The organism is Breznakibacter xylanolyticus, from assembly GCF_003254275.1.
In the GTDB taxonomy this organism is placed as follows: Bacteria; Bacteroidota; Bacteroidia; order Bacteroidales; family Marinilabiliaceae; genus Breznakibacter; species Breznakibacter xylanolyticus.
Genome location: NZ_QKZK01000005.1, coordinates 76,303 through 99,576, shown reverse-complemented (window position 1 = coordinate 99,576; position 23,274 = coordinate 76,303). Strand labels below are relative to the sequence as shown.

Annotated in this window: 17 protein-coding genes; 11 read left to right on the top strand and 6 right to left on the bottom strand. The window is 43.7% G+C overall.

Going from position 1 to position 23,274, the window contains the following annotated elements; genetic code table 11:
* Positions 1-204 precede the first annotated feature (204 nt).
* The gene (locus tag LX69_RS04355; RefSeq protein WP_111444603.1) at positions 205-1,197 is read right to left on the bottom strand and encodes a hypothetical protein; all 993 of its coding nucleotides are present in this window, start codon (positions 1,195-1,197) and stop codon (positions 205-207) included.
* Positions 1,198-1,681: 484 nt separating this feature from the next.
* On the opposite strand from LX69_RS04355, the gene LX69_RS04350 reads away from it, so the two are divergent.
* The 10 genes from LX69_RS04350 (at position 1,682) to LX69_RS04305 (ending at position 13,564) form a co-directional block, all read left to right on the top strand.
* Positions 1,682-3,538, top strand: a complete 1,857-nt coding sequence (locus LX69_RS04350; RefSeq protein ID WP_262509749.1) for a DNA topoisomerase IV subunit B — start codon at positions 1,682-1,684, stop codon at positions 3,536-3,538.
* Between the two features lie 13 nt (positions 3,539-3,551).
* The gene (locus LX69_RS04345; RefSeq protein ID WP_111444602.1) at positions 3,552-6,200 is read left to right on the top strand and encodes a DNA gyrase/topoisomerase IV subunit A; all 2,649 of its coding nucleotides are present in this window, start codon (positions 3,552-3,554) and stop codon (positions 6,198-6,200) included.
* A gap of 33 nt (positions 6,201-6,233) precedes the next feature.
* Complete coding sequence (locus tag LX69_RS04340) at positions 6,234-6,791, top strand: shikimate kinase (RefSeq protein ID WP_111444601.1); 558 nt, start codon at positions 6,234-6,236, stop codon at positions 6,789-6,791.
* Positions 6,792-6,873: 82 nt separating this feature from the next.
* On the top strand, positions 6,874-7,881 hold the full coding sequence (locus LX69_RS04335) for a bifunctional heptose 7-phosphate kinase/heptose 1-phosphate adenyltransferase (RefSeq protein WP_111444600.1): 1,008 nt from the start codon (positions 6,874-6,876) through the stop codon (positions 7,879-7,881).
* A gap of 139 nt (positions 7,882-8,020) precedes the next feature.
* A complete protein-coding gene (locus tag LX69_RS04330; RefSeq protein ID WP_111444599.1) occupies positions 8,021-8,788 on the top strand; it encodes a ParA family protein in 768 nt (255 codons plus the stop codon).
* A 48-nt stretch (positions 8,789-8,836) separates the two neighbouring features.
* Complete coding sequence (locus tag LX69_RS04325; protein ID WP_111444598.1) at positions 8,837-9,733, top strand: ParB/RepB/Spo0J family partition protein; 897 nt, start codon at positions 8,837-8,839, stop codon at positions 9,731-9,733.
* Positions 9,734-9,739: 6 nt separating this feature from the next.
* Positions 9,740-10,414: a DUF5683 domain-containing protein gene (locus LX69_RS04320; RefSeq protein ID WP_111444597.1), complete on the top strand. Its 675-nt coding sequence runs from the start codon at positions 9,740-9,742 to the stop codon at positions 10,412-10,414.
* Positions 10,415-10,561: 147 nt separating this feature from the next.
* Positions 10,562-12,109 (top strand): lytic transglycosylase domain-containing protein, encoded by a 1,548-nt coding sequence (locus LX69_RS04315; protein WP_111444596.1) that lies wholly within the window; start codon positions 10,562-10,564, stop codon positions 12,107-12,109.
* A gap of 65 nt (positions 12,110-12,174) precedes the next feature.
* The gene (locus tag LX69_RS04310) at positions 12,175-12,879 is read left to right on the top strand and encodes a zinc metallopeptidase (RefSeq protein WP_111444595.1); all 705 of its coding nucleotides are present in this window, start codon (positions 12,175-12,177) and stop codon (positions 12,877-12,879) included.
* 259 nt (positions 12,880-13,138) lie between these two features.
* The gene (locus tag LX69_RS04305; protein ID WP_111444594.1) at positions 13,139-13,564 is read left to right on the top strand and encodes a hypothetical protein; all 426 of its coding nucleotides are present in this window, start codon (positions 13,139-13,141) and stop codon (positions 13,562-13,564) included.
* A 68-nt stretch (positions 13,565-13,632) separates the two neighbouring features.
* Here LX69_RS04305 and LX69_RS04300 read toward each other — a convergent pair whose 3' ends face one another.
* The 5 genes from LX69_RS04300 to LX69_RS04275 all read right to left on the bottom strand — a co-directional run bounded on the left by LX69_RS04300 (position 13,633) and on the right by LX69_RS04275 (position 19,111).
* Positions 13,633-14,160: an acetyl-CoA carboxylase biotin carboxyl carrier protein subunit gene (locus LX69_RS04300; RefSeq protein ID WP_111444593.1), complete on the bottom strand. Its 528-nt coding sequence runs from the start codon at positions 14,158-14,160 to the stop codon at positions 13,633-13,635.
* Between the two features lie 66 nt (positions 14,161-14,226).
* Complete coding sequence (locus LX69_RS04295) at positions 14,227-15,711, bottom strand: acetyl-CoA carboxylase biotin carboxylase subunit (protein WP_111444592.1); 1,485 nt, start codon at positions 15,709-15,711, stop codon at positions 14,227-14,229.
* 69 nt (positions 15,712-15,780) lie between these two features.
* Positions 15,781-17,322, bottom strand: a complete 1,542-nt coding sequence (locus LX69_RS04290) for an acyl-CoA carboxylase subunit beta (protein ID WP_111444591.1) — start codon at positions 17,320-17,322, stop codon at positions 15,781-15,783.
* 503 nt (positions 17,323-17,825) lie between these two features.
* On the bottom strand, positions 17,826-18,326 hold the full coding sequence (locus LX69_RS04280) for a threonine/serine exporter family protein (protein WP_221621272.1): 501 nt from the start codon (positions 18,324-18,326) through the stop codon (positions 17,826-17,828).
* 11 nt (positions 18,327-18,337) lie between these two features.
* Entirely contained in the window at positions 18,338-19,111 is a 774-nt protein-coding gene (locus tag LX69_RS04275) for a threonine/serine exporter family protein (protein WP_111444589.1), read from the bottom strand.
* 474 nt (positions 19,112-19,585) lie between these two features.
* Between LX69_RS04275 and LX69_RS04270 the strand changes: the two genes are divergently transcribed.
* Complete coding sequence (locus LX69_RS04270; RefSeq protein WP_111444588.1) at positions 19,586-23,152, top strand: leucine-rich repeat protein; 3,567 nt, start codon at positions 19,586-19,588, stop codon at positions 23,150-23,152.
* Positions 23,153-23,274: the final 122 nt, after the last annotated feature.

Below are 23,274 nucleotides of genomic sequence, written 5' to 3'. Positions count from 1 at the left end.
ATTCGGCACAGATTGACCGTGTTATTATTGGTATTGGAGTGTTGTCAGTGTTCAAAAGGGAAACATAAAGGGCTTAAAGACAGTTTTAAACCCATTTAATGAGTGCCTATGATGCTCCCTCTGAATCTCTTTTCGGTTGAAGCATTCAACAGTAATACTTTCAGGAGTAATTGAATCGTTCAAAGGGGCGAATGAAAACCGTCTTTATCGCTTTTTATTCGCTTGGGCTACGAATGATCGGGTCGATTCATCCAACCAGTCACAATCGGTACACTGATAAACTGCTCCGGAAGTTTCATCTCGCAACATAACGGATATCAGCTCTTTATCTGTTTGCGTCAATCCATTTTTGTAAGTAAAAGGAGCCGGGTTTTGGTTACGGCTCTTTATGTTGGTCATTTTTTGTGATGAGAACAACACGCGATATTTGAATTCATCTTTTCGTTGCAAATAGGCTTCATACGAATCAAATATTTCGCAGTTAAATTGATAGTCTTTGAGTTGTGTCTCAATAATGCTGTTGATGGTGGTGGCTGCGTGTTGTGCATCCATGGCATCGCATTTTACAAAGGCGACTTTGCACGCTGACAGGTCTTCAGGTAACTGATGCAAATATGGGGTGTTACCTGTCATTACAAAGTTACGTTTATTGTTCAGGAATTGGAGAATGGCTTGGTCTTCCGGTTTGATAATGGTGGTGTCGAGTAACGACGAGTGATAAACTTGAGCATTGCTCAAGTCATGTTTATTTTGATAATCCATCAAACATTGTTTGATTTTTAACCCAAGTTTTTGGGCGGTATCGGCATTTTTAATGAGAAATGATTTTTTCTCCGCCTTTTCAAACGTTTCATCCGTCAGGTTTGCCCGCTCATAAATGTTAATGTAATAAATTGGCGATTGGATGGTGTAATATAAAACTCTGGCAATGTACTTGACATCTTTACCGTTCATATCGGCTAATGCAACAGCGGCATCGTAGCGATTGGTGACCTGATGAGCCGAAACTACATTTAAACCATTGTCGATAAGAGCCTGTTGGATTTCCTTAAAATCAGTTTCAAGGTTTTTGTTGGTGTTGTATTCATAAAATGCAAGGGCCACATTGGCATCTAATATGTCGGCTGGGATCTTTTGAGCTTTTGTACAAACAACACTTAGTAACGTGAAGGCACAAGTAATGACACATTTTTTCATTGCAACAGGGTTAAGTTGGTATTAAATCAACAAACTTGCTCTCAACCAAATGAATCGAGCCATGAGAATTAAACATCGGCGAAGCCAATGATTAATGGCGAGTTTCATCTGACCGATAAAAACCAAAATATAACAGATGAAAATGTCTTAAAAATATTTCGACATCTTTTCGGCGATAAAATTACAGGAAAGCAAACTTTTTTTCAACAATATTCGTAGCCTCATATTCGACGTTCGTCAAAAATATCTGTCGCATCATCTTTTAGCTTCTTTTATCCTGTTGTGTTTCCCCTTTGATCAGTTTCGGGTCATCTTGTTTTGTTCACAGGTTAAGTTTCCTTTTGTCAATGTTTTGGCTGTTTAATTTTGTCATGGTGTTGATAAGTTTTGGGAGCAGCCAATCGTCTTTTTTCTATCTTTGTGTGTTTTTCTTGGGGCTGTGAGAATCTAAGGCTCTTATTTTTGTTAAATAAAACTGATGACCATGGAGGCAATGAGTCATAATTATTCTGAAGATACCATCCGTACGCTCGATTGGCATGAGCATATTCGCAAACGTCCGGGGATGTATATTGGCAAGCTGGGCGATGGAACTTATCCTGACGATGGTATTTACGTCCTTCTTAAGGAAGTGATGGACAACTCCATTGATGAGTATATGGAGGGGTTTGGAAAAAAAATTGAAATCATTATTGCAGATGGATGTGTATCAGTCCGCGATTATGGGCGGGGTGTGCCACTTGGTAAAGTGATTGATGTGGCATCCAAAATTAATACCGGTGCCAAATACGATTCCAACGTCTTCAAAAAGTCGGTAGGACTGAATGGTGTGGGTATTAAAGCAGTGAATGCATTGTCTGAACGATTTATCATTCAGGCTTTTCGAGAAGGACAAGCGAAGCGTGTGACCTTTTCGCGGGGATTGATCGTGGAGGATGATTCGGTGGTGAAATCCGCTGAACCAAACGGAACTTTCGTGTCGTTTTACCCCGATAAGGAAGTGTTTGAGGATTTTACATATAATTTTGAGTTTGTGGAGCGATTGCTCAAAAATTATACTTTTCTCAATACAGGACTTACAATCAATTTCAATGGTAAGTTGTTCCATTCCAAGGATGGTTTGCTCGATTTGCTGAATGAGAACATGACAGCCCCCGGGCTTTATCCCATCATTCAAATAAAGGCTCCCGATTTGGAAATCGCTTTTACCCATGGTAATCAATATGGTGAGGAGTATTATACCTTCGTGAACGGTCAGCACACCACACAGGGAGGAACGCATTTGATTGCTTTTCGCGAAGCTGTGGCTAAAACCATTCGTGATTTTTATAATAAGAATTTTGATGTGGCTGATATCCGTAGCGGGATGATTGCCGCTGTGGCTATTAAAATTTCAGAACCAATTTTTGAGTCACAGACTAAAACCAAGCTGGGATCCAAGGACATGACGCCCGATGGTGGGGTGTCGGTGCGTAATTACGTGATGGATGTCATCACGCAAAATCTTGATAATTACCTGCACAAGAACCCCGATGTGGCAGAGGCGATGCTTAAGAAAATTCTCGAATCAGAGAAAGAACGAAAAGCCATCTCGGGTATCCAAAAGCTGGCTCGTGAACGCGCCAAAAAGGTGAGCCTGCATAACCGCAAATTGCGCGATTGCCGGGTTCATTATAATTCCAATGACGACCGTAAACTTGAAACTTCCTTATTTATCACCGAGGGGGATTCGGCCAGTGGATCTATCACTAAGGCGCGTGATGTCAATACGCAGGCGGTGTTTTCTTTGCGTGGTAAGCCGCTCAATACCTATGGGTTAACCCGGCGTGTGGTGTACGAAAACGAGGAGTTCAACTTGCTGCAAGCTGCTCTCGATATTGAAGAAAACCTCGATAACCTTCGATACAACCACGTCATTATCGCAACTGATGCCGATGTGGATGGGATGCACATTCGTTTGTTGTTGATTTCCTTCTTTTTACAATTCTTCCCTGAGCTTGTCAAAAGCGATCACCTTTATATTCTTCAAACACCTTTGTTTCGGGTTCGTAATAAAAAGAAAACCATTTATTGTTATTCCGACGAGGAGCGTCAACGTGCCATTAAGGAGTTGGGGCCGAAACCCGAGATTACCCGATTCAAAGGATTGGGTGAAATATCGCCTGATGAGTTTAAGAACTTTATCAGTAAAGATATGCGTTTGGAGCCTGTCTCTCTTAAGAAAACCGATGCGGTGAAGGATTTATTGGATTTTTACATGGGGAAAAACACACCCGATCGTCAGAATTTTATTATTGACAATTTGGTGATTGAACAAGACTTAATAGAATTACTCGATTAAATAGCCGACAACCATGAGCAACGATGAATTATATCAGGACGGCGAAGAGGATGCTTCGTTGATGGATTTCGATTCCTCGAAATCTCGTCACGATAAAGGAAGCGCCATTTGGGATGTTGATCCCGCCCGCATTACCCAGTTGCCGGGGATGTACCGGGGGTGGTTTCTCGATTATGCCTCTTATGTGATTTTGGAACGTGCCGTTCCGCATATCAATGACGGTTTAAAACCCGTGCAGCGACGAATTTTGCATGCCATGCGTCGGATGGATGATGGTCGATACAATAAGGTGGCCAACATCATTGGTAGTACCATGATGTTTCACCCTCACGGTGATGCTTCCATTGGTGATGCCTTGGTGCAGTTGGGTCAAAAGGGCTTTGTGGTTGATTGCCAGGGTAACTGGGGTAACGTGCTCACGGGCGACAGTGCTGCTGCTCCTCGTTACATTGAAGCGCGGTTGACAAAATTTGCCCAAGATGTGGTTTTTAACCCTAAAACCACCGAATGGAAACTGTCGTACGATGGTCGTAACCAGGAACCCGTGACCTTGCCGGTGAAATTCCCTTTGTTGTTGGCACAAGGTGTTGAAGGGATTGCAGTGGGGTTGTCGTCAAAAATTTTGCCTCACAACTTTAACGAGCTTATTGATGCCTCTATTGCCTATCTCAAGGGCGAAGAATTTGTGTTATATCCCGATTTTCCGACCGGTGGTTATGTCGATGTGTCCCGTTATAACGATGGCATCCGCGGTGGAAACATTAAGGTGAGGGCAAAAATCTCGAAACTCGACACCAAAACATTGGTTATTAACGACATTCCTTTTGGTAAAACCACATCTTCTCTCATTGAAACCATCATTAAGGCCAATGAAAAGGAAAAAATCAAGATTCGAAAAATTGACGATAACACGGCCGCCAATGTTGAGATTTTGATACATCTACCGGCAGGTGCTTCGCCTGATAAAACCATTGATGCGCTATATGCATTCACCGATTGCGAATATTCCATTTCGCCCAATGCTTGTGTGATTCGCGACAGTAAGCCAGTGTTTGTGGGGGTTAGTGACATCTTGCGCTCCAATACCGACAACACGGTTGAGTTGTTGCGTAGTGAACTGGTAATCCGAATGCGTGAGCTCGAAGAAGATTGGCATTTGTCGTCGCTGGAGAAAATCTTTTTTGAAGAAAAAATATATCGTTTGCTCGAAAAGGATACCGACACCTGGGAGGCTGTCATTGAAGCCATCGATCGTGGTTTTGATCCTTATCGGAGTCGTTTGCGTCGCGAGATTACTCAAGATGATTTGCAAAAACTGACCGAAAAGCCGGTTCGAAAAATCTCTAAGTTCGATATTAAAAAGGCCGATGAGCACATTCGTGGTGTTGAAGAGGAGATGGAGCAGGTTAAATATAACCTCGCGCACATCATTGATTACACCATCGATCACTTTAAGCGGATTAAAAAAACCTACGGAAAAAATTATACTCGTCTCACCGAAATCAGGAGTTTCGAGAATATTGAAGCCACTAAAGTGGTGGTTCGCAACGAAAAACTTTATATCAATCGCCAGGATGGTTTTGTCGGATACGGACTTAAAAAAGACGAATACGTGTCCGACTGTTCTGATATTGACGATATTATTGTGTTCTTTAAAGATGGTCGATACATCATTAGTAAGGTACAGGAAAAAGCGTTTGTAGGGAAAGGTGTGATTCATTTGGCCGTGTTTAAACGCAATGACGAGCGAACCATTTATAATGTGGTTTATCGTGACGGCAAAACCGGCGTGGTGTATGTGAAGCGTTTTGCGGTAACCGGTATCACCCGTGACAAGGAATACGATGTAACCCAAGGCAAACCCGGTTCTGAGATCATCTATTTTAGTGCCAATCCCAATGGAGAAGCTGAGGTATTGAAAGTGACTCTAAAACCCAAACCTCGCATTCGCAACCTTGTGTATGACTTTGACATGGCTGAACTGGCTATTAAAGGACGTGGTGCTATTGGTAATATTCTCTCACGCAATGAGGTGCATAAAGTGGTATTAAAGCGTCAGGGCGTTTCAACGTTGGGTGGTTTAAAAATTTGGTTCGAACCTGAAACACTTCGTTTAAATACTGATGGTCGAGGCAATTATCTGGGTGAGTTTCACGAGAACGACCAAATATTAGTCATGACCAAGTCCGGTAATTTATATACCACCAGCTATGATTTGGCCAATCATTATGAGCCCGATATGCTGGTGATGGAGAAATTTAACCCCGAAAGAGTGTGGAGCGCTGCGCTTTATGATGGGGAGCAAAAATTCTGTTATTTGAAGCGTTTTCAGGCCGAGTCGTCGGTGAAACCGCAAAGCTTTATCGGCGATCACAAAGACTCGCGTTTGATGTTGCTCACGCGCACTGTATACCCGCGTCTCGAATTACGATTTGGGGGCAACGACAAAGACCGTTTGCCGATTGAGGTAGATGTGACCGAATTTATTGGCGTCAAGAGCTTTAAAGCCAAAGGAAAGCGTTTGTCGACTTATGATGTTCGGAAAATCAATGAGTTGGAACCTCTTATTCCCGATCCTCAAGAGATTGAAGAGAGCACCGATGAACCAGGACAGCCTCCCGTAGATCCAGATGACGATGGGGCACAAATGAAATTGTTTTAATGTGTTGAACTTTTGTAAGTTGATGAAGTGAGTATGGTGAGTCGAATTTTTCTTATTGGTTACATGGGCTGTGGTAAATCGACGTTGGGGGTGGCTCTTGCCAAATCCCTTGGCTGGATGTTTGCCGACATGGATCAGTTGTTTGAAGAAAAACATCAGTGTTCCATCTCTGAATATTTTCAGAGATATGGGGAATCTGGATTTCGGCAGGCCGAACACGATTTACTTCGTGAAACCTCTGATGTTCATCAGATTGTATATGCTACCGGTGGCGGAATGCCTTGTTTTTATGACAACATGGCTCACATGAATGCTTCCGGACTCACCATTTACCTGCGTTTGCCTGCCGCGGCTTTGTGCCGGCGCTTGGCCGGAGGTAAGCAACATCGCCCCTTGATTGCCGATAAATCAGATGGGGAATTGCTCGATTTTATTGCTCACAAATTGTGCGACCGTGAGCCCTTTTATAATCAAGCTCATCTGATTATCGACGATGATGGATCGTTGTCGGTGCAAGGGTATGTCAACATCATTCGTGCTGCTGATGAACTCAAGGGAGTTGCGTCTAACCATGCTTCATCCGATATTTAAAATACACCTGTTGTTGATGACATTCATCACACATTAGGCCGATAGCACCTTTTTTATAAATTTGCCACAAAAATTCAGATAAATGTCATTCAATCTTGCCCGAGTATTCGAAGGATTCAGCAACCTCAATGTGCTTGTGATTGGGGATGTGATGATTGATGCCTATTTGTGGGGCGAAGTCTCTCGCATTTCTCCCGAAGCTCCTGTTCCAATATTGTCTAAAACGACCCACGAGAATCGTTTAGGGGGAGCCGGTAATGTGGCGCTCAACCTGCAATCGTTGGGTGCCAATCCCATTCTTTGCGCTGTCATTGGCAACGACGCCAAGGCTGCTACTTTTATGGGGTTGTTAAACGATAATCGTTTGGATAGTGATGGCATCATTTTGGCACCCGAACGCATTACCACTGTCAAAACACGCATCATAAGCCAGAACCAGCACATGCTTCGGGTGGATGAAGAGGATAGCACTCCTATAAGTTGTGAGTTGACTGTACAGTTGCAAATGTTAATCGGGAAACTAATTGATACTAATAATATTCATGCCATTATTTTTGAAGATTACGACAAAGGTGTTATAACCCCTGAGTTGATTAGTTTTGTGGTCGATTTGGCGCGTAAACACAATATTCCCACCCTTGTAGATCCCAAAAAACGTAATTACGATTATTATCGGGGGTTGACATTTTTCAAGCCGAACTTTAAGGAGTTCAAAGAAGGTCAAAATGTTGATTTATCAAAAAATGATCAGCTGTCGATTCTTGAAGAGGCACGTAAGTTTCTGACTGCCACTGGTAACGAATATCTGATGGTTACCATGGCCGAAAAAGGCGTTTTCATTTGCGGACAACATGAGCATGCCTTTTTTCCGGCTCAGATTCGTAACATCGCCGACGTGTCCGGTGCCGGTGATACCGTTATTAGTGTGTGTGCGTTGTGCCTAGCCTCGGGGTTAACCCCCCAATTGGTGGCTCAAATTGCGAATATGTCCGGAGGTTTGGTTTGTGAAAAACCGGGAGTGGTTCCGGTCGATAAGTCTCTTCTATTGGAAGAGTGCCTCTTGAAAATTCCTGATTTAAAAAATCATTGATTCTGAGTGAATATTGCCTTTTGCAGATCCTTGCTCAAAAATTTCTCCACAGATATTTTAATAAAAGTTTATCTTTGGGATGTCCGAAAAAAAGGGTCGAATTTATAGTGATTTGCCTAACACATAATTGAGGGAAAATATGTCAAAAATTATTGCTCTGGCTAACCAAAAAGGAGGGGTGGGGAAAACCACCACCGCGATTAACCTTGCTGCCAGTCTGGCCGTGTTGGAGAAGAAAGTTCTGGTGGTTGATGCCGATCCTCAGGCCAACGCGACTTCCGGTTTGGGCTTCGACCTGAAGGAAATAAAGACCACCATTTACGAGTGCATCGTTGATGGCGTGGATCCTAATTCGGCCATGTTGCAAACTGAATTTGAAACCCTAAAAATCATGCCTTCGCACATCGATTTGGTGGGTGCTGAAATTGAAATGCTCAATATGCCTAACCGCGAAAACGTGTTGAAGAACGTGTTGGCCAAGGTTCGTGATCAGTTCGATTATATTCTCATTGACTGTTCTCCTTCATTGGGGTTGATTACCGTTAATGCGCTTACCGCTGCTGACTCGGTGATTATTCCTGTGCAGTGTGAGTATTTTGCTCTTGAGGGGTTAGGTAAACTGCTCAACACCATTAAAATCATTCAGGGACGTTTGAATCCCGAATTGCAGATCGAAGGTTTCTTACTGACCATGTATGATGCACGTTTGCGTTTGTCAAACCAGGTGGTTGAAGAGGTGCAGAAGCATTTCCAGGATATGGTGTTTGAAACCATCATTACCCGAAACATCAAACTGAGTGAGGCGCCAAGTTACGGCAAAGCCGTGGTAATGTATGATGCCACATCAAAAGGAGCAACCAATTATCTGAATTTGGCTCAGGAATTGATTGAACGCAACAAGAAATAATTGCGTTGACCGTTTATATTCTAATAGATTTTTTCTTCTAATATCATAATGAGTACAAAAAAGAACGTATTGGGAAGGGGCTTGGGGGCATTGATTGAGAATGCTGATGAACTCAAATCGAAACCGGCAGCATCGTCTATCAATGAGATTGAGGTCAGTAAGATTGAGGCTAATCCATGGCAACCCCGTACCCGGTTCGATGAGGAAAGGCTTACTGAGTTGGCATCCTCGATTCGAGAAATAGGAATCATTCAGCCTTTGACACTTCGTAAACTCGATGACAGTCGTTATCAGATCATCGCGGGTGAACGTCGTTTTAGGGCTGCCAAGCTTGCAGGACTTGAGCGAGTTCCAGCCTATGTTCGTGTGGCTGATGATGACACCATGCTCGAGATGGCGCTGGTCGAAAACATTCAGCGTGAAGATCTCGATCCTATCGAGGTCGCGATTAGTTATCAGCGCCTGATTGATGAATGCCAGTTGACACAGGAGAGTATGTCGGAGCGTGTGGGTAAGAAACGTTCAACCATCTCCAACTACCTGCGTTTATTGAAATTGCCGGCAGAGATACAGTTGGGGTTACGCGAGAAGCAGATCTCTATGGGACATGCACGTGCTCTAATCAATGTAGAAGATCCTGCAACTCAGTTGATGATTTATGAACAGGTGCTCGAGTATGACTTTTCGGTGCGTAAGGTTGAGGAAGTGGTGCGTGAGCTGACGCAGGAGTCGGAAGTGTTGCCCAAAGAGGAGCCTGTGAAAGAGTCCAAACAGCCTATTCCTGAGGAGTATAAGAAATTAAAACAGCAATTATCGCAGTTCTTTAAAACGAACATTCAATTCTCAAGAGCAGATGATGGAAAAGGTAAAATTGTGATTCCTTTTCGTTCCGATGAAGAGTTGGAAAAAATTATTTCGATACTTGATAAAGCCAACACGTTGTAGCGTTTGATGATGCGAAAATCACTCAACACAATTGGCTTTTTTGCACTGGTTATCACGCTGCTTATAAATGCGCGTGATGGATACGCACAGAATGATACGCTCGTGGTGCTGAATCAACCGGTATTGACCGAAGATCCTGCCAACGAAGTAATCGTGAAAAAGCATTCGCCCCATAAGGCGACCCTTTATTCGGCCATTTTACCGGGTTTGGGACAGATTTATAACAAGAAATATTGGAAAGTCCCCATCCTTTATGGTGGTATTGCGGCATCAGTTTATTACATCCATTTCAATACCGAAAACTATAACTTGTATAAGAATGCTTATCGCGATTTCATCATTCGCGATCCGGCCAATACCAGTTACGAAGAGGTGATTCTTAAGAAAACTCGTTATACGGTTGATGAAGTGTTGAGTGATCCATCTAAGGAACAGTGGTTTACTAATGCATTAAAAAGTAAAAAAGAGTATTATAAAAGGAACCGTGATTTTAGTTACATCATATTAATAGGCGTTTATGTGTTGAACTTGATCGACGCAAGCGTAGATGCCCATTTTTTCGATTATGATGTCTCGGACGATCTTTCCCTTAACGTTCAGCCGGTAATGGTTCCTGTTTCTACGGCTATTGCATCCGGCCCGTCAGGTGGAATGGGACTTCAGCTTACTTTAAACTTCTAAATGATGGACTATTTGTGCAATCAAGTATAGATATACAATAAGTAGATCGTTCGGAATAAGTGTACAATCCGGTTGACGTGAAAAAACAGATTACTAAATATCCTATTGTCCCTCGATGTAAGGATTTAGGTGGTTAAAAATAAAGCAATGAAAAGAGCCATTGAGCGCCTACGACGTGTCAGCAACATTTGTGTTGTGGTCACATTCCTGTTTCCAGTTTGTTTATCGGCACAACAAGCCAATGACATAGAAACAGAAGACGATGAAAACCTGCAAATGTCGCAATGTTTGGACAGTTTAGTGAGTCAATGGCATGCCAATGGCGGTGATTTGTCGTTGATGGTACCCGATTCGGTGACCGTTGACAGTTTGATGATGGTTACATCTTTGCCTGATTCAGTTTACCAAAAACGGCTGACAGAGCTGATGTCGCCCATTCCATTTCTTTATAATGAAACCGTAAAGCGATATATTGAGCTTTATACCATTCGTCGACGCGATTTGGTTGAACGGATGTTAGGTCTTTCTGAGTATTATTTCCCAATGTTCGAAGAGGCTTTGGATGCCTCCAATATGCCTTTGGAGTTGAAGTATCTGCCTATCATCGAGTCGGCTTTGAATACCCGTGCTCGTTCGCGTGTTGGAGCTACCGGGCTTTGGCAATTTATGTATGGTACCGGAAAAATGTATGGTCTTGAGGTTAATTCCTATCTCGATGAGCGCATGCACCCACAAAAGGCAACCGATGCAGCAGTGCGTTTTTTGCGTGATTTGTATGCAATTTATGGCGATTGGCATTTAGCTTTGGCGGCTTATAATTGTGGTCCCGGGAATGTGAATAAGGCCATTCGGCGCAGCGGTGGTGGGAAACAAAACTTCTGGCAAATTTATCAATATTTGCCCCGCGAAACGCGTAATTATGTCCCTGCCTTTATTGCAGCCGCTTATGTGATGAATTATTATCGTGATCACAATTTGATGCCACGACCGACTTTATTGCCCCAAACGGCTGACACTATTATGGTTGACAAGCCCTTGCATTTTGAGCAGGTTGCCATGGTTTTAAATTGTTCGATGGATATGATTCGCGAACTCAATCCTCAATACCGTGCCGATGTGGTTCCTGCCATCAAAAAAAGTTACCCGTTGTGCCTGCCTTTGGAGCATTCTTTGGCTTTTGCATCTTTAGAAGACTCAATTTTTAATGTTAACCGGGAAAAGTATTTTGCTTCCGATAAATTGTTAGCCACCCCGGTAACGGGTGATGTTGCGCCAGATGCGCCATTTAATAGTGTAAAGATCACGCATAAGGTTCGTTCTGGCGAAACCCCGGGACATATTGCCGAGAAATATCGAATTAGTTTATCTAGTTTGAGACGGTGGAATCATCTTAATAGTCGAATGCTGATACGAGCAGGACAACGGTTGACCATTTATGTGCCCAAAGAGCGCAGCTCGCTTTATGTAAAATCAGAGACAAATAGTTCGTCATCAACTGCCAATGTGTCATCATCACCTGTAACCACTACTGATGGGGAGTATATTTATTACACTGTGAAAAATGGGGATAATTTATGGACCATTGCTCAAAAGTTTCCCGGAGTGTCAAATACCGACATCATGCAGTTGAATAACATTACCGATTCCCGCCGACTGGCAGTTGGACAACGCTTAAAAATTAAACCGAAGAGTTGATGTGCCGTTTGTCGTGGCAGGATTTTTGACACAACCTGATTGTTGTTTTCAAAATATATCAAGTTATGGTACTCTCCCCTTTGTTGTTCATTTTTATCGGTTTTGCAGCTTTAAGTGGTTTAGCTAGCTGGCAGTTGAAGCGTCGATTTGAGCGTTATTCGCAAATCCCTTCGCAGGGAAATATGTCAGGCCGGGAAGTGGCCGTTCGGATGCTCGAGAGTCATGGGATATACAATGTCAATGTTGTTTCTGTTGACGGGACTTTGAGTGATCATTATAATCCTGAAAATCGCACTGTAAATTTAAGCTCTGCCGTTTACCATGGCCGTAATGTTGCTGCAGCTGCGGTGGCAGCTCACGAGTGTGGTCATGCAATTCAGGATGCCCACAGTTATTCAATGTTGCGATTGCGAACCATGTTGGTTCCATTACAGAGTGTGAGTAGTAAAGTTCTCAATTTTATTTTTATTGCGATGTTTGTTGGTGCTTTTTTGTTGCCAACGGTGATGCCGATGAAATTGGCTTTGGAGATTATCATTGTGTGTTATGCTATTTTTACACTCTTTGCTTTCATTACCCTACCTGTTGAAGTCGATGCCAGTCGCAGGGCATTAGCCTGGTTGAGTACCAATGGCGTGACATCATCGGCTAGCCAAGGATATGCTAAAGATGCGTTGAAATGGGCTGCTTACACGTATTTGATTGCTGCTTTGTCCTCGTTAGCGACTCTGCTTTACTATGTGATGGTGTATATGAATCGTCGTGATTGATACGATTATTTAAGATTTAGATATGATTTAACCCCGGATTTTTTTCGGGGTTTTTTTTATCCATGGTTCTGAATGATTGTGATTTATTCATTAATCATGCAGAATTGGTATTTCGTCTATATATTTTTAATTGTTACTCAATAATATTTTCAAATTTTCATAATTTCAGCTACTATTGTGAATGTAACGTTATGAATGTGATTGTCTGATGGTCATTCACAAACTTAGCGAACAAGTTTAACCTTTAATCTGAGAAGTTATGTATCAAATTGAAAAGACCCATTATGGAGTCCGTTTGACGTTTGCACAAACGATAAGTAAAGAAGAAATGAGCCAGTGGGTGTTAGATTCTGAAAAGTTTTTGGAAGATTTTCCCAGCGAATTTGGAGTATTTGTAGATATGCGTGATCTGAAGCCATTAACTCGCGAAGCAGAACAGGAAATGAACAAGGGACAGCGCTTGTTTAAGGAAAAGGGAATGATTCGTTCGGTGGTGATATTGAACAGCGCCATTGTGACCATGCAGTTTAAGCGCATTGCCCAGGAGACCGGGATTTATGATTGGGAGCGTTATATCAATGCTAAAGCAGAACCTAACTGGCAAAAAATGGGTGAAAATTGGTTGACCAAAGCCATAGACCCGGACAAGTTTGCACCGGCAAGGCCATCTATTGTGATGAAATGATATTTTTAGATAGGGGGATTTATTTGGGTAGAGGCCTGCATGATTTACATGCAGGCCTTTCTTTTTCTTTAACCGATTTCAACCATCACATCGTCTTTTGAGACAACGCTGCCGGCTGTTACGGTGACGTTTTTTACAATTCCGGCCCGAGAGGCACAAATGGTATTTTGCATTTTCATGGCTTCGAGTACCAGCAAGGCATCACCGGCGTTCACCGCTTGATCTTTTTGCACCATCACTTCCAGTACTTTACCGGGGATGGGGGCTTTAATCACTTCTTTCCCAGATTTTTGTTGCTGCTTTTCGAGCATTTTTTTGCGTTCGTACGAAAAGGGTGTTTCAACGGAAATGAAGTATGACACGCCATTGACCATGATTTCGTATTCGTTTTGTTTTATCGATACAATTTCTACAGGGATACGTTCATTGTTGACCATCAGGGTGGTCATGCCGTCCAGTTCTTCAATCAGGAGTGTGTTGTATGTTTTTCGTTTGTGAACAAACTCTTGTTTGTTTTGGACGCTGAAAGCGAGATCTTTGCCCGATTTTACTCTGGCAATGAGTTTTTTATCTTTATTTTTTGAAAAAATGTTCATTGGATTTCGATGTTTCAATTGTTATTCATCCACTCGATTTTGAGGTCATTGATTTGGGGTATCCGGTTATAAAGATTTTAGTCGTTTTTTCAGAACCCAAGGATCAATGGATCCCATTTCGGATGATACTTGTTCGTGCTCACGTGTGTAGTGGCTGATGGCCAGTAATGTAGCCAAAATTTCTTCGTCTTCTTCACGATAAACCAAATCAGTCATTTGTTCCTCGATGAGCGAAGTATTGTAGTTTCCCGATTTGAATAACTTATTGTCCATTACTGCTTTGCAAAACGGAATGGTTGTTTTCACGCCTTTGATGTGTAGTTGTTGCAAGGCTGTCATGGTTGCTTTGATGGCATCTTTGCGGGAGGCTTTATGAACGATGAGTTTGGCCATCATTGAGTCGAAGTGAGGGGTGACTTCGCTGCCTCGTGCAATTCCTGTGTCGAAGCGAATGTGGTTCCCTTGTGGAAAGCGTATGCCTTTAATGGTTCCTGTTGCGGGTGCAAAACCGGATTGTACGTCTTCTGCATTAATACGGCATTCGATGGCCCAGCCATTTTGCTTGACATCGGCCTGGCAGATGGGTAATTTTTCACCTGAAGCGATGCGTATTTGTAATTCCACCAAGTCAACACCGGTAATCATCTCAGTAACGGGGTGTTCTACCTGGATGCGGGTGTTCATCTCCATAAAGTAAAATTTGTTGTCTTTATCGAGTAGGAATTCAACGGTTCCTAAGCTTTGGTAGTTAACGGCTTTAGCTAAGTTAACAGCCGCTTCGGCCATTTGCGCCCGTAATGCCGGTGTTAAAGCGGGTGACGGTGCTTCTTCAATCAGTTTCTGGTGTTTGCGTTGTACCGAACATTCACGTTCACCAAGATGAATGATGTTTCCGTGAGCATCGGCCACCACCTGCATCTCGATGTGCTTGGGCGATACCAGGTATTTTTCTACAAAAACCGAAGGATCGTTAAACGCACGAAGGGCTTCGGATGAGGCTTCGTTGAAAAGACGTGGTAGTTCTTTAGCCTTATGAACGATGCGCATGCCGCGTCCACCACCGCCTGCCGATGCTTTAATAATGACAGGGAAGCCGATTTTTTGAGCTGCTTGCGTGGCCGCTTCTACATTGCTCACAGCACCGTTGCTGCCTCCCGGCATGGGAATGCCCGCTTTTCCGGCAATCTCTTTGGCCGTAATTTTATCGCCCATGGCTCTAATGACGTTGGCCGGTGGCCCGATGAAAATGACGCCTGTCTGTTGACAATGATCGGCTAGCAACGCATTTTCCGAAAGATACCCATACCCAGGGTGGATGGCTTCAATGCCGTTTGCTTTGGCGATGGCAACAATACTTTCGATGTCGAGAAATTCGGGTATGGTGCTATCTGTATTCGGAAAATTGATCACATGATCAGCAGCCGATAAATAGAGAGCCTCGGGCTCCTTGGCTGTTCGGATGGCATAGGTGGTGATGCCCATGCGCTTAGCCGTTTGGGCAATGCGGATGGCAATTTCTCCGCGATTGGCGATTAATATAGATTGAATCATTGTTTTAAGCGTAACGTGAATTGATCTTCATTCCGATGAATGCGTTTCTTTCAGTTGGTAAAATTTAGATTAAAGAGGGGTGTTGCCGTGTTTTCGGCCTGGCAGGGTGACGGTTTTCTTTTCCAGTACCTTGAGAGCGCGATAGAGCTTGAGACGCGTGTAGGCTGGGTCAATGACTTCGTCGATAAACCCTTTTTCATCAGAGATGTAAGGGTTTGCGATTTCATCGCGGTATTTGGCGGCCAGTTCTTTTTTGAGCGCTTCAGGGTCTTCAGCGGCTTCAAGTTCTTTGCGGTAGAGGATGGCAATGGCACCTTCGGGCCCCATGACGGCGATTTCGGCTGTTGGCCATGCAAAATTGAAATCGCCACCCAGGTTTTTACTGTTCATGACAATGTATGCTCCACCGTATGACTTACGAAGAACCACCGTGATTTTTGGCACGGTGGCACGTGCGTATGCATACAGCAGTTTTGCACCGTGTCGAATGATGCCACTGTGTTCCTGATCGGTTCCCGGAAGGAATCCCGGTACATCTTCAAATGTGACAATTGGAATGTTAAAGCTGTCACAGAAATTAATAAATCGTGCAGCCTTCACACTCGAGTCGATGTCCAATGCACCGGCAAGAACTTTGGGTTGGTTGGCGATGATGCCTGTCACATATCCGCCGATGCGTGCAAAGCCGGTGATGATGTTGGCGGCATGGTTTTCGGCAATTTCGAGGAACCGGTTTTTGTCGACCACTGTTTTGATGATGTCGCGCACATCGTAGGGTTGGTTCGGATCGTCAGGAACCATTTTTCGGAGCTGTTCGTCGATGCGATCCACCGGGTCGTCACTCACCATGGTGGGAGGGTTTTCGATGTGATTGTCGGGCAGGAATGAGAGTAACGCTTTCACACCCAGAATGGTGTGTTCGTCGTCGTTGAATACAAAGTCGGCCACGCCCGATTTAAAAGCATGAACGGACGCCCCACCCAGTTCTTCTGGAGTCACTTCCTGGTTAAGTACCTGTTTTACCACATCGGGGCCGGTGACGAACATGTAGCTGGTGTCGGCCGTCATGAAGATAAAGTCGGTGAGTGCGGGAGAATAAACGGCACCACCGGCAGCAGGTCCCATGATGACCGAAATTTGAGGGATGACCCCAGATGCCAATACGTTACGGCGGAATATGCCGGCATATCCGGCCAAACTTGACACCCCTTCCTGTATGCGTGCTCCTCCGGAATCAATAAGCCCTACAATGGGGGAGCCCGTTTTAAGAGCCATGTCCTGTATCTTGATGATTTTGTTGGCATGGGCTGTTCCCAGTGAGCCGCCTAAAACGTTAAAGTCTTGTGCGAAGGCAAATACCTGGCGTCCATTGACGGTTCCATAACCTGCAATGACACCGTCGCCCATGGCTTTGGTCGATTTGCCAAAAGAGACATTTGCCGGAGGAGAAAAGGCGTCCATCTCTTCAAATGAATCCTCATCAAACAGCAAATGAATGCGTTCCAGAGCGGTGAGTTTTCCGCGCTTGTGTTGTTTTAAAAAATATTCGTCGTTGTATTGTTCTTCCAGTTTTTGTCGTCTTTCGGCAAATTTTGCGTAGGCATTTTGCATGATAATTCTAATTGATATAGTTAAGAGATTTTTTTTTGCTTAATTATTCCCTCCATTATTGGCACATCACATGGCGCCGTAGTAATTACCCGGCCGTTGTAAATGATGCCTTTATTTGCATAACGGCATCGTTTAATAACCATTAATGATTAAATTGGTTCATTTTGTCGGTTGCCTGAAAGTCTTTTGTTTAGCTTGTTTTCAGATGATTCTTTCATGCAACTGCGGAATTGCCCTTCTTTATATTTGGGTCTTTTCATCCATTTTTTCAGACAACGTTTTCTTTTCTTATCAGGTCAAAACCCTCTATTTGGAGGAGCGAAAAATAGATAATTTTTTTGTTCCCGATTGAAAATTATTGGTTTTTTTACAGGGTAGTTTGGGTAAAGTGTAGTTGTTGAGGTGGATGAATGGGTTAAAAATGGGTGACGAATGATGATGGTGACACATCATTCATCACCCATTTTTATTGAATCAACGTTTAGGATGTTGCCTCTTTTCTTTTAAGTTTCTTCTTTTTTGACGAAGAGCAAATCTTTTGTTGATTCCTTGCGGGTGATGAGCAAGGGGAGCGCAACGCCTATGGCCAACGTTAGCAGTATGAATAATGCTTTGAGACCATTGTTGACTGTTTCGTTGATGATGGTTGAAAAATCATCCGTGGTGGTATTGCCGGCCAGTCGAATAAGGCCGAGCATGGTTTTGTAGGAAAATACGCCCGGAACCATCGGGATTACCGATGGAATGGCAAATACCAATGCCGGCGAATGTTTGCTGTGGGATGCAAATACACTCAAAACGCCCACGGCCGTTGCTCCGGCAAATGAAGCCATAATGACGCTGTGATCAAACGACATGATGAACGCTTTGGTGAGTCCCCCCAATGCGCCTACGATAAAGATGATCCATAACGTTCGTACGGGAACATTGAAGAGAATCGCGAATCCCACAGCTGCAAAGCCCAACCAGATACCTTTTTCTGCAAAGTGAAGCCAATCAATCATGGGGAGGTGAATTAAATTTGGTAAATCAGTTTTGCCAATAGCAGCCCTAAGGAAATGGCAAATGCGATAATGAGTCCGTTCATGCCGCGTACAATACCATTCATAAGGTTGCCGTCAATCATGTCCGAAAAGGAATTAATGAGTGGAACTCCCGGAATCAGAAATAATACTGATGTGGTAAAGGCATGTTCGCGGGTAAGACTGATGCCGTATTTCATGTAGAAGCCCGATAGGAGTGACGCCGTGAGTGATGCCGCAAAAATGGCCAGATAGGGGTTGAAATGTTTTTTAATCATTTCCTGGCGGATAAACAGTCCCGAAAAAGTAGCCCCAAATGCAACCATCATATCAAACCAATTTCCCCCAAAGAGTCTGCAAAATGATGCTCCTGCCAATGCAACAAAGGTGAGTGTGATGAGTCGTGGAAAATGCGGGAGTGCAGCCAGGCGTGCAAGTTCTTGTTCGATTTGTTCAATTGTCCAATTTTCTTCCACGACCCGCCAAGTCATGCGGCTGATGCCAGACACCATGCGGAAATTAACGCCGTGCGGGGAGGTGCGTTTAAGACTGCTGAAGAACTGGCTGTCCGTATCATCGCTTACCGAAATCATTAGTGCCCGGTGTGTGATTAATAATTCAGCATGAAAGCCAAAGGTCTGTGAGATGCGGTTGATGGTGTTGCGAATTCGATGGCTGTTGGCGCCTGAACTCATCAGATAAGATCCGATTTCAAGTAATAGGTTTCCTACATTCTTGATGTCTGCAATTTTGGCTGGGTGTTCCATGGTGTCAGATTCATGGTTTTTTACAAAAATAGGCGATTCATTCTCATCGTGTAAATTTTTTCAGGTGTTTTTTTGTTAAAAAAAGTTGGGCTGTATGTTTGACTATTTGATGGATGTGTTAAATAATTCACACCGACTCACGAAATTGAACGTTTCCGTTGTGGTTTCTCAAATGCGCGTAAACACACGCTTTATGAGCTGTGTTTATCTTTTTTGATGATGTTCGTTGAATATTGCACATAGGCGGTACAGTTGGTTGATGACACCTTTAGGTAGGGGGGCGTTGTGATGTGTTTTCTAACCCTTTCGGGTTGCTGCTGTTTGGTGATAATGAGTTTTTTATGCAGTTTTGACCTGTTTTTAGAACCCTACTTAGATATTTAAAGATGAAACGAGCTTGCGTAATCTTTCCTCAATCACGGGGATGACGATTGGCGAGTGACATCTGATGTGTAAAAATCAAATTATAAAAAGATGAAAAAAACATTTACACTGCTAGCCGCATTGTGTTGCGCTTTTTTGGTCAAAAGCCAAGGATATGTAATAGAAGATGGTGTGCTCACTTCATGGATTAACCCGCCTGAAGCGATTACCATTCCTGCTGAGGTAACCAGAATTGCTCCCAATGTATTTCAGGAAAATAAGACCATTAAGATGGTCAACACCAATGCAGTCACCGAAGTGGGTGAATTTGCTTTTGATGGCTGCTCAGCGCTTGAATCCGTTGAGATGCCCGAGGTGAAGATTATCGGGCAAAGGGCTTTTAGGAGTTGTGTGAACGTGGCATCAATCGATATGCCAAAAATTGAACAGATTGGCGATGTGGCCTTTCATGCCAATAACCAAATGGTTGAAATTGTGTTGCCTACATCTCTCCAGAAGTTTGGGGCGGGTGCCCTCTCTAGTTGTCTTAAACTGACTACCATTACTGTTGCTGATGATCACCCTCATTTTACATCTGTGGGGGGTGTTTTGTACGATAAGGAAATGAAAATAATCTTAGCCTACGGCCGAGGACTCACTGCTACAACTTATGAAGCTCCTCCGACTGTGACAACGGTGGGTGGTTTGTCGTTTATGGGTGTAACAGCACTCACTTCTGTCAAGTTGCCTCAAGTAACTGTGATTAAGGAGCGTGGATTTCAGTCTTGTGTCAATCTTGTGTCTGTTGAGATGCCGGAAGTGACCATCCTTGAATCACAAGCATTTGAAAGTTGTAAAAAGTTATCCTCGGCATCCATCCCTAAAGTGACCAAGCTCAATGCTTATGCTTTTCGCTATTGTAGTGCTTTGACAGGATCTTTCACCCTGCCGGATGGGTTAACCATTTATGGCGGTTCGGCAATGGTAGGAACCGGCATCACGGCCTTTGAAATCTCAACATCCAACAGCGCGTTTACGGTAGTTGACGGTGTACTGTTCAGTAAGGATATGAAACGACTGGTGGCCTATCCTCCTTCTAAGGCCGGTATATTATATACAATCCCATCTACAACAACTACGGTGGTTGGGCATGCATTCTGTGGCAGTCAGACACTTAAAACCATTGAAGCTTCATCGTCAGCAATTACCACGCTTGGGGGCTATGGTTTTTCTAGTTGTCCCTTGCTGGAGACGATTACCTTGCCATCGATTTTAACGACCATTGGGGACTGTGCTTTTTCAAATTGTCCCAAGTTGACAAATATTTCTATCGTGGGAGATGACCCTAATTTTGTGATTGAAGACGGGATTATTTATAACCAAAATAAAACGAAGCTTATTGTATATCCCCAAAGTAAGGCTGATGCATCATTTACGGCTCCCGAGTCGGTGGTTGAGATCGCCAATAGCGCCTTTTCCGGCTGTACCGCTTTAACGGAGGTGACCTTGCCGAATGTGCACACACTTGGTGCAAATTCCTTTTCTAGTTGCAATAATTTGGTGACAGCTCATTTGGCAAACGTGACCATTATAAATGGGAGTGCTTTTAATGGTTGTATTAAACTGACTAACGTTTCGGCTCCTAAAGTAAAAAAAGTATTGAATAGTGCTTTTTATAATTGTAAAGAGCTCCAAGATATTGCATTTCCCTCTTTGCAAAATTTGGGAGCCGGCGCTTTTTCATTGTGCGCCAAATTAAAAACGGTCGATTTGACTTTGGCCACCGGGTTGACTTATATTGGAACCAAAGCCGTTGATCCGGCGAATGGTATTTTGACCATCACAGTGGCTAAACAATCGATCGCGTCGTTTTTCCCCGCGCAAGGGGCACGCTTGTATCAGGTGCATGTGAAGATGTATGATGTGTCGGTGAGTCTTGACGGAAGTGACGGTGACGTTACTGCAACCGTTGAGGGACTGCCATTTGTAGCCGGTCCGTTGGAGATTGATCAAATCGTTAATGTGGTTGCGTCTCCAGCTTTAAATTACGCTGTTTTAAAATGGACCATTAATGGCGTCACCCTTGCTGGAAATACTGAAACAACCCTGATGCATGTGGTTGCCGGCGACGCAGCCATTAAGGTTGCATTTACCGAGAAACCGTTAAATGAGCAGGAATATGTTTTAGAACACGGTGTTATTACCAATGGTGCTCTTGAAAATAATGGGGGAACGCTTAGCGTGACTCTTGATGGCAATGATATAGCTTCCGGAACGCTTGTGGGATATGGCCAAGAAGTGATGATGACTGCGACTCCCTCTGTTGGATGCCGTGTGCAAAATTGGTGGGTCGACGGTCTGGTGGTTGCCGATAACCAGTCAAATTCCTACACTCATCGCATTCCTAAAGGAAACTCGACTGTTCAAGTGGCCTACGAAATAAGTCGCTATCCGATTCAGTATTCCGTGGTTGCCTCCGAAGGTGCTGAAGGGAATGGGACACTCATTGCTCAAGTGGATGAGCAATTGGTTTTGTCAGGCGATGAAGTGACGCACAATAAAACCATCTTATTCACTGCCACCCCCGATGTTGGCTACAAAGTGAAGCAATGGCTTGTTAATGGTGTTGTGCAAAGCGAGTATGGAAAATCATTGTCGTTGGCCAACTATTCCGAGATGGCTGAGGTGCAGGTTGAATTTGAAGCCAAGACTTATGTGGTCAATTTTGAAGTCGATGGTGGTAACGGTACTTTGGTTGCTAAAATTGGCAATAAAACGATAGAGTCCGGAAGTTTCGCTAGCCATGGATCCATCATTACATTAACAGCTGTACCCGATGCTGGATATCGCTTGAAACAATGGCTGGTGAACGACACGCCCGATGATAATGAAGGTCTAACCAGTCAAATCAATGGTTTGACATCGGCCACTTCAGTGGTGGTACAGTTTGAGCCCATTCCTCAGTATTCAATCACTTATTCGGTGAAGGACAATGTGGGGGGCGATTTGTATGCTTATGTCAACAGCCACGCCGCGAACAGTGGGGCTAAATTCCTCGAAGGATCTGAAGTGCAGTTGACAGCCCAATTGGTCGAAGGGTACGATGTGAAGCAATGGCTCGTGAATGGTGAGGCAGTATCTGCTTTTGTGGAGCTGAACGTTACATTAACACGTAACATTGAAGTTTCTATCGAATTTGTCAAAAAGAAATACATTCTCACCTATATTGGGGGAGAAAACGGAACCGTTCAGGGCGAAACCACTCAAACGGTTCAATATGGCGAATCGGGAAGTGCAGTCATGGCTGTTCCTGCTCCGGGGTATAAGTTTTTGAAATGGTGTGACGATGTCATCGATAATCCCCGAGTAGATGCTAACGTGTCGCAGAATTTGATTGTGGAAGCTGTGTTTGATATCGCTGATGGCGTTGATGCACCGATCAATGAATTCCCTGAAATAGATCCGCAGTTTGCTGATGGACACATTTTGATTCGAAATGCAGCCTGCATTGTAAGTTATCGTTTAATGAATGCCTCCGGTCAGGTCGTGGTTGAAGGAGTACATCCGGGGGGAGAGCAGCTTTTAGTTCCGATGTGTTTATCTCGTAAGGGGCTTTATTTGCTCTGTATTGATTTGTCTGACGGCAGTCCGATGGTTTTCAAGTTTCTAAATAAGTAACCAAACCTTTGTTGAGTATATGTTGGAGCGGGCGCCCTGTTTGGGGTGACCCGCTTTTTTCGTATGTTTTGATGATGGTAAAGTAGTTCTTCATTGTTGTGTTTTCCAATTGTAGTGAGGTG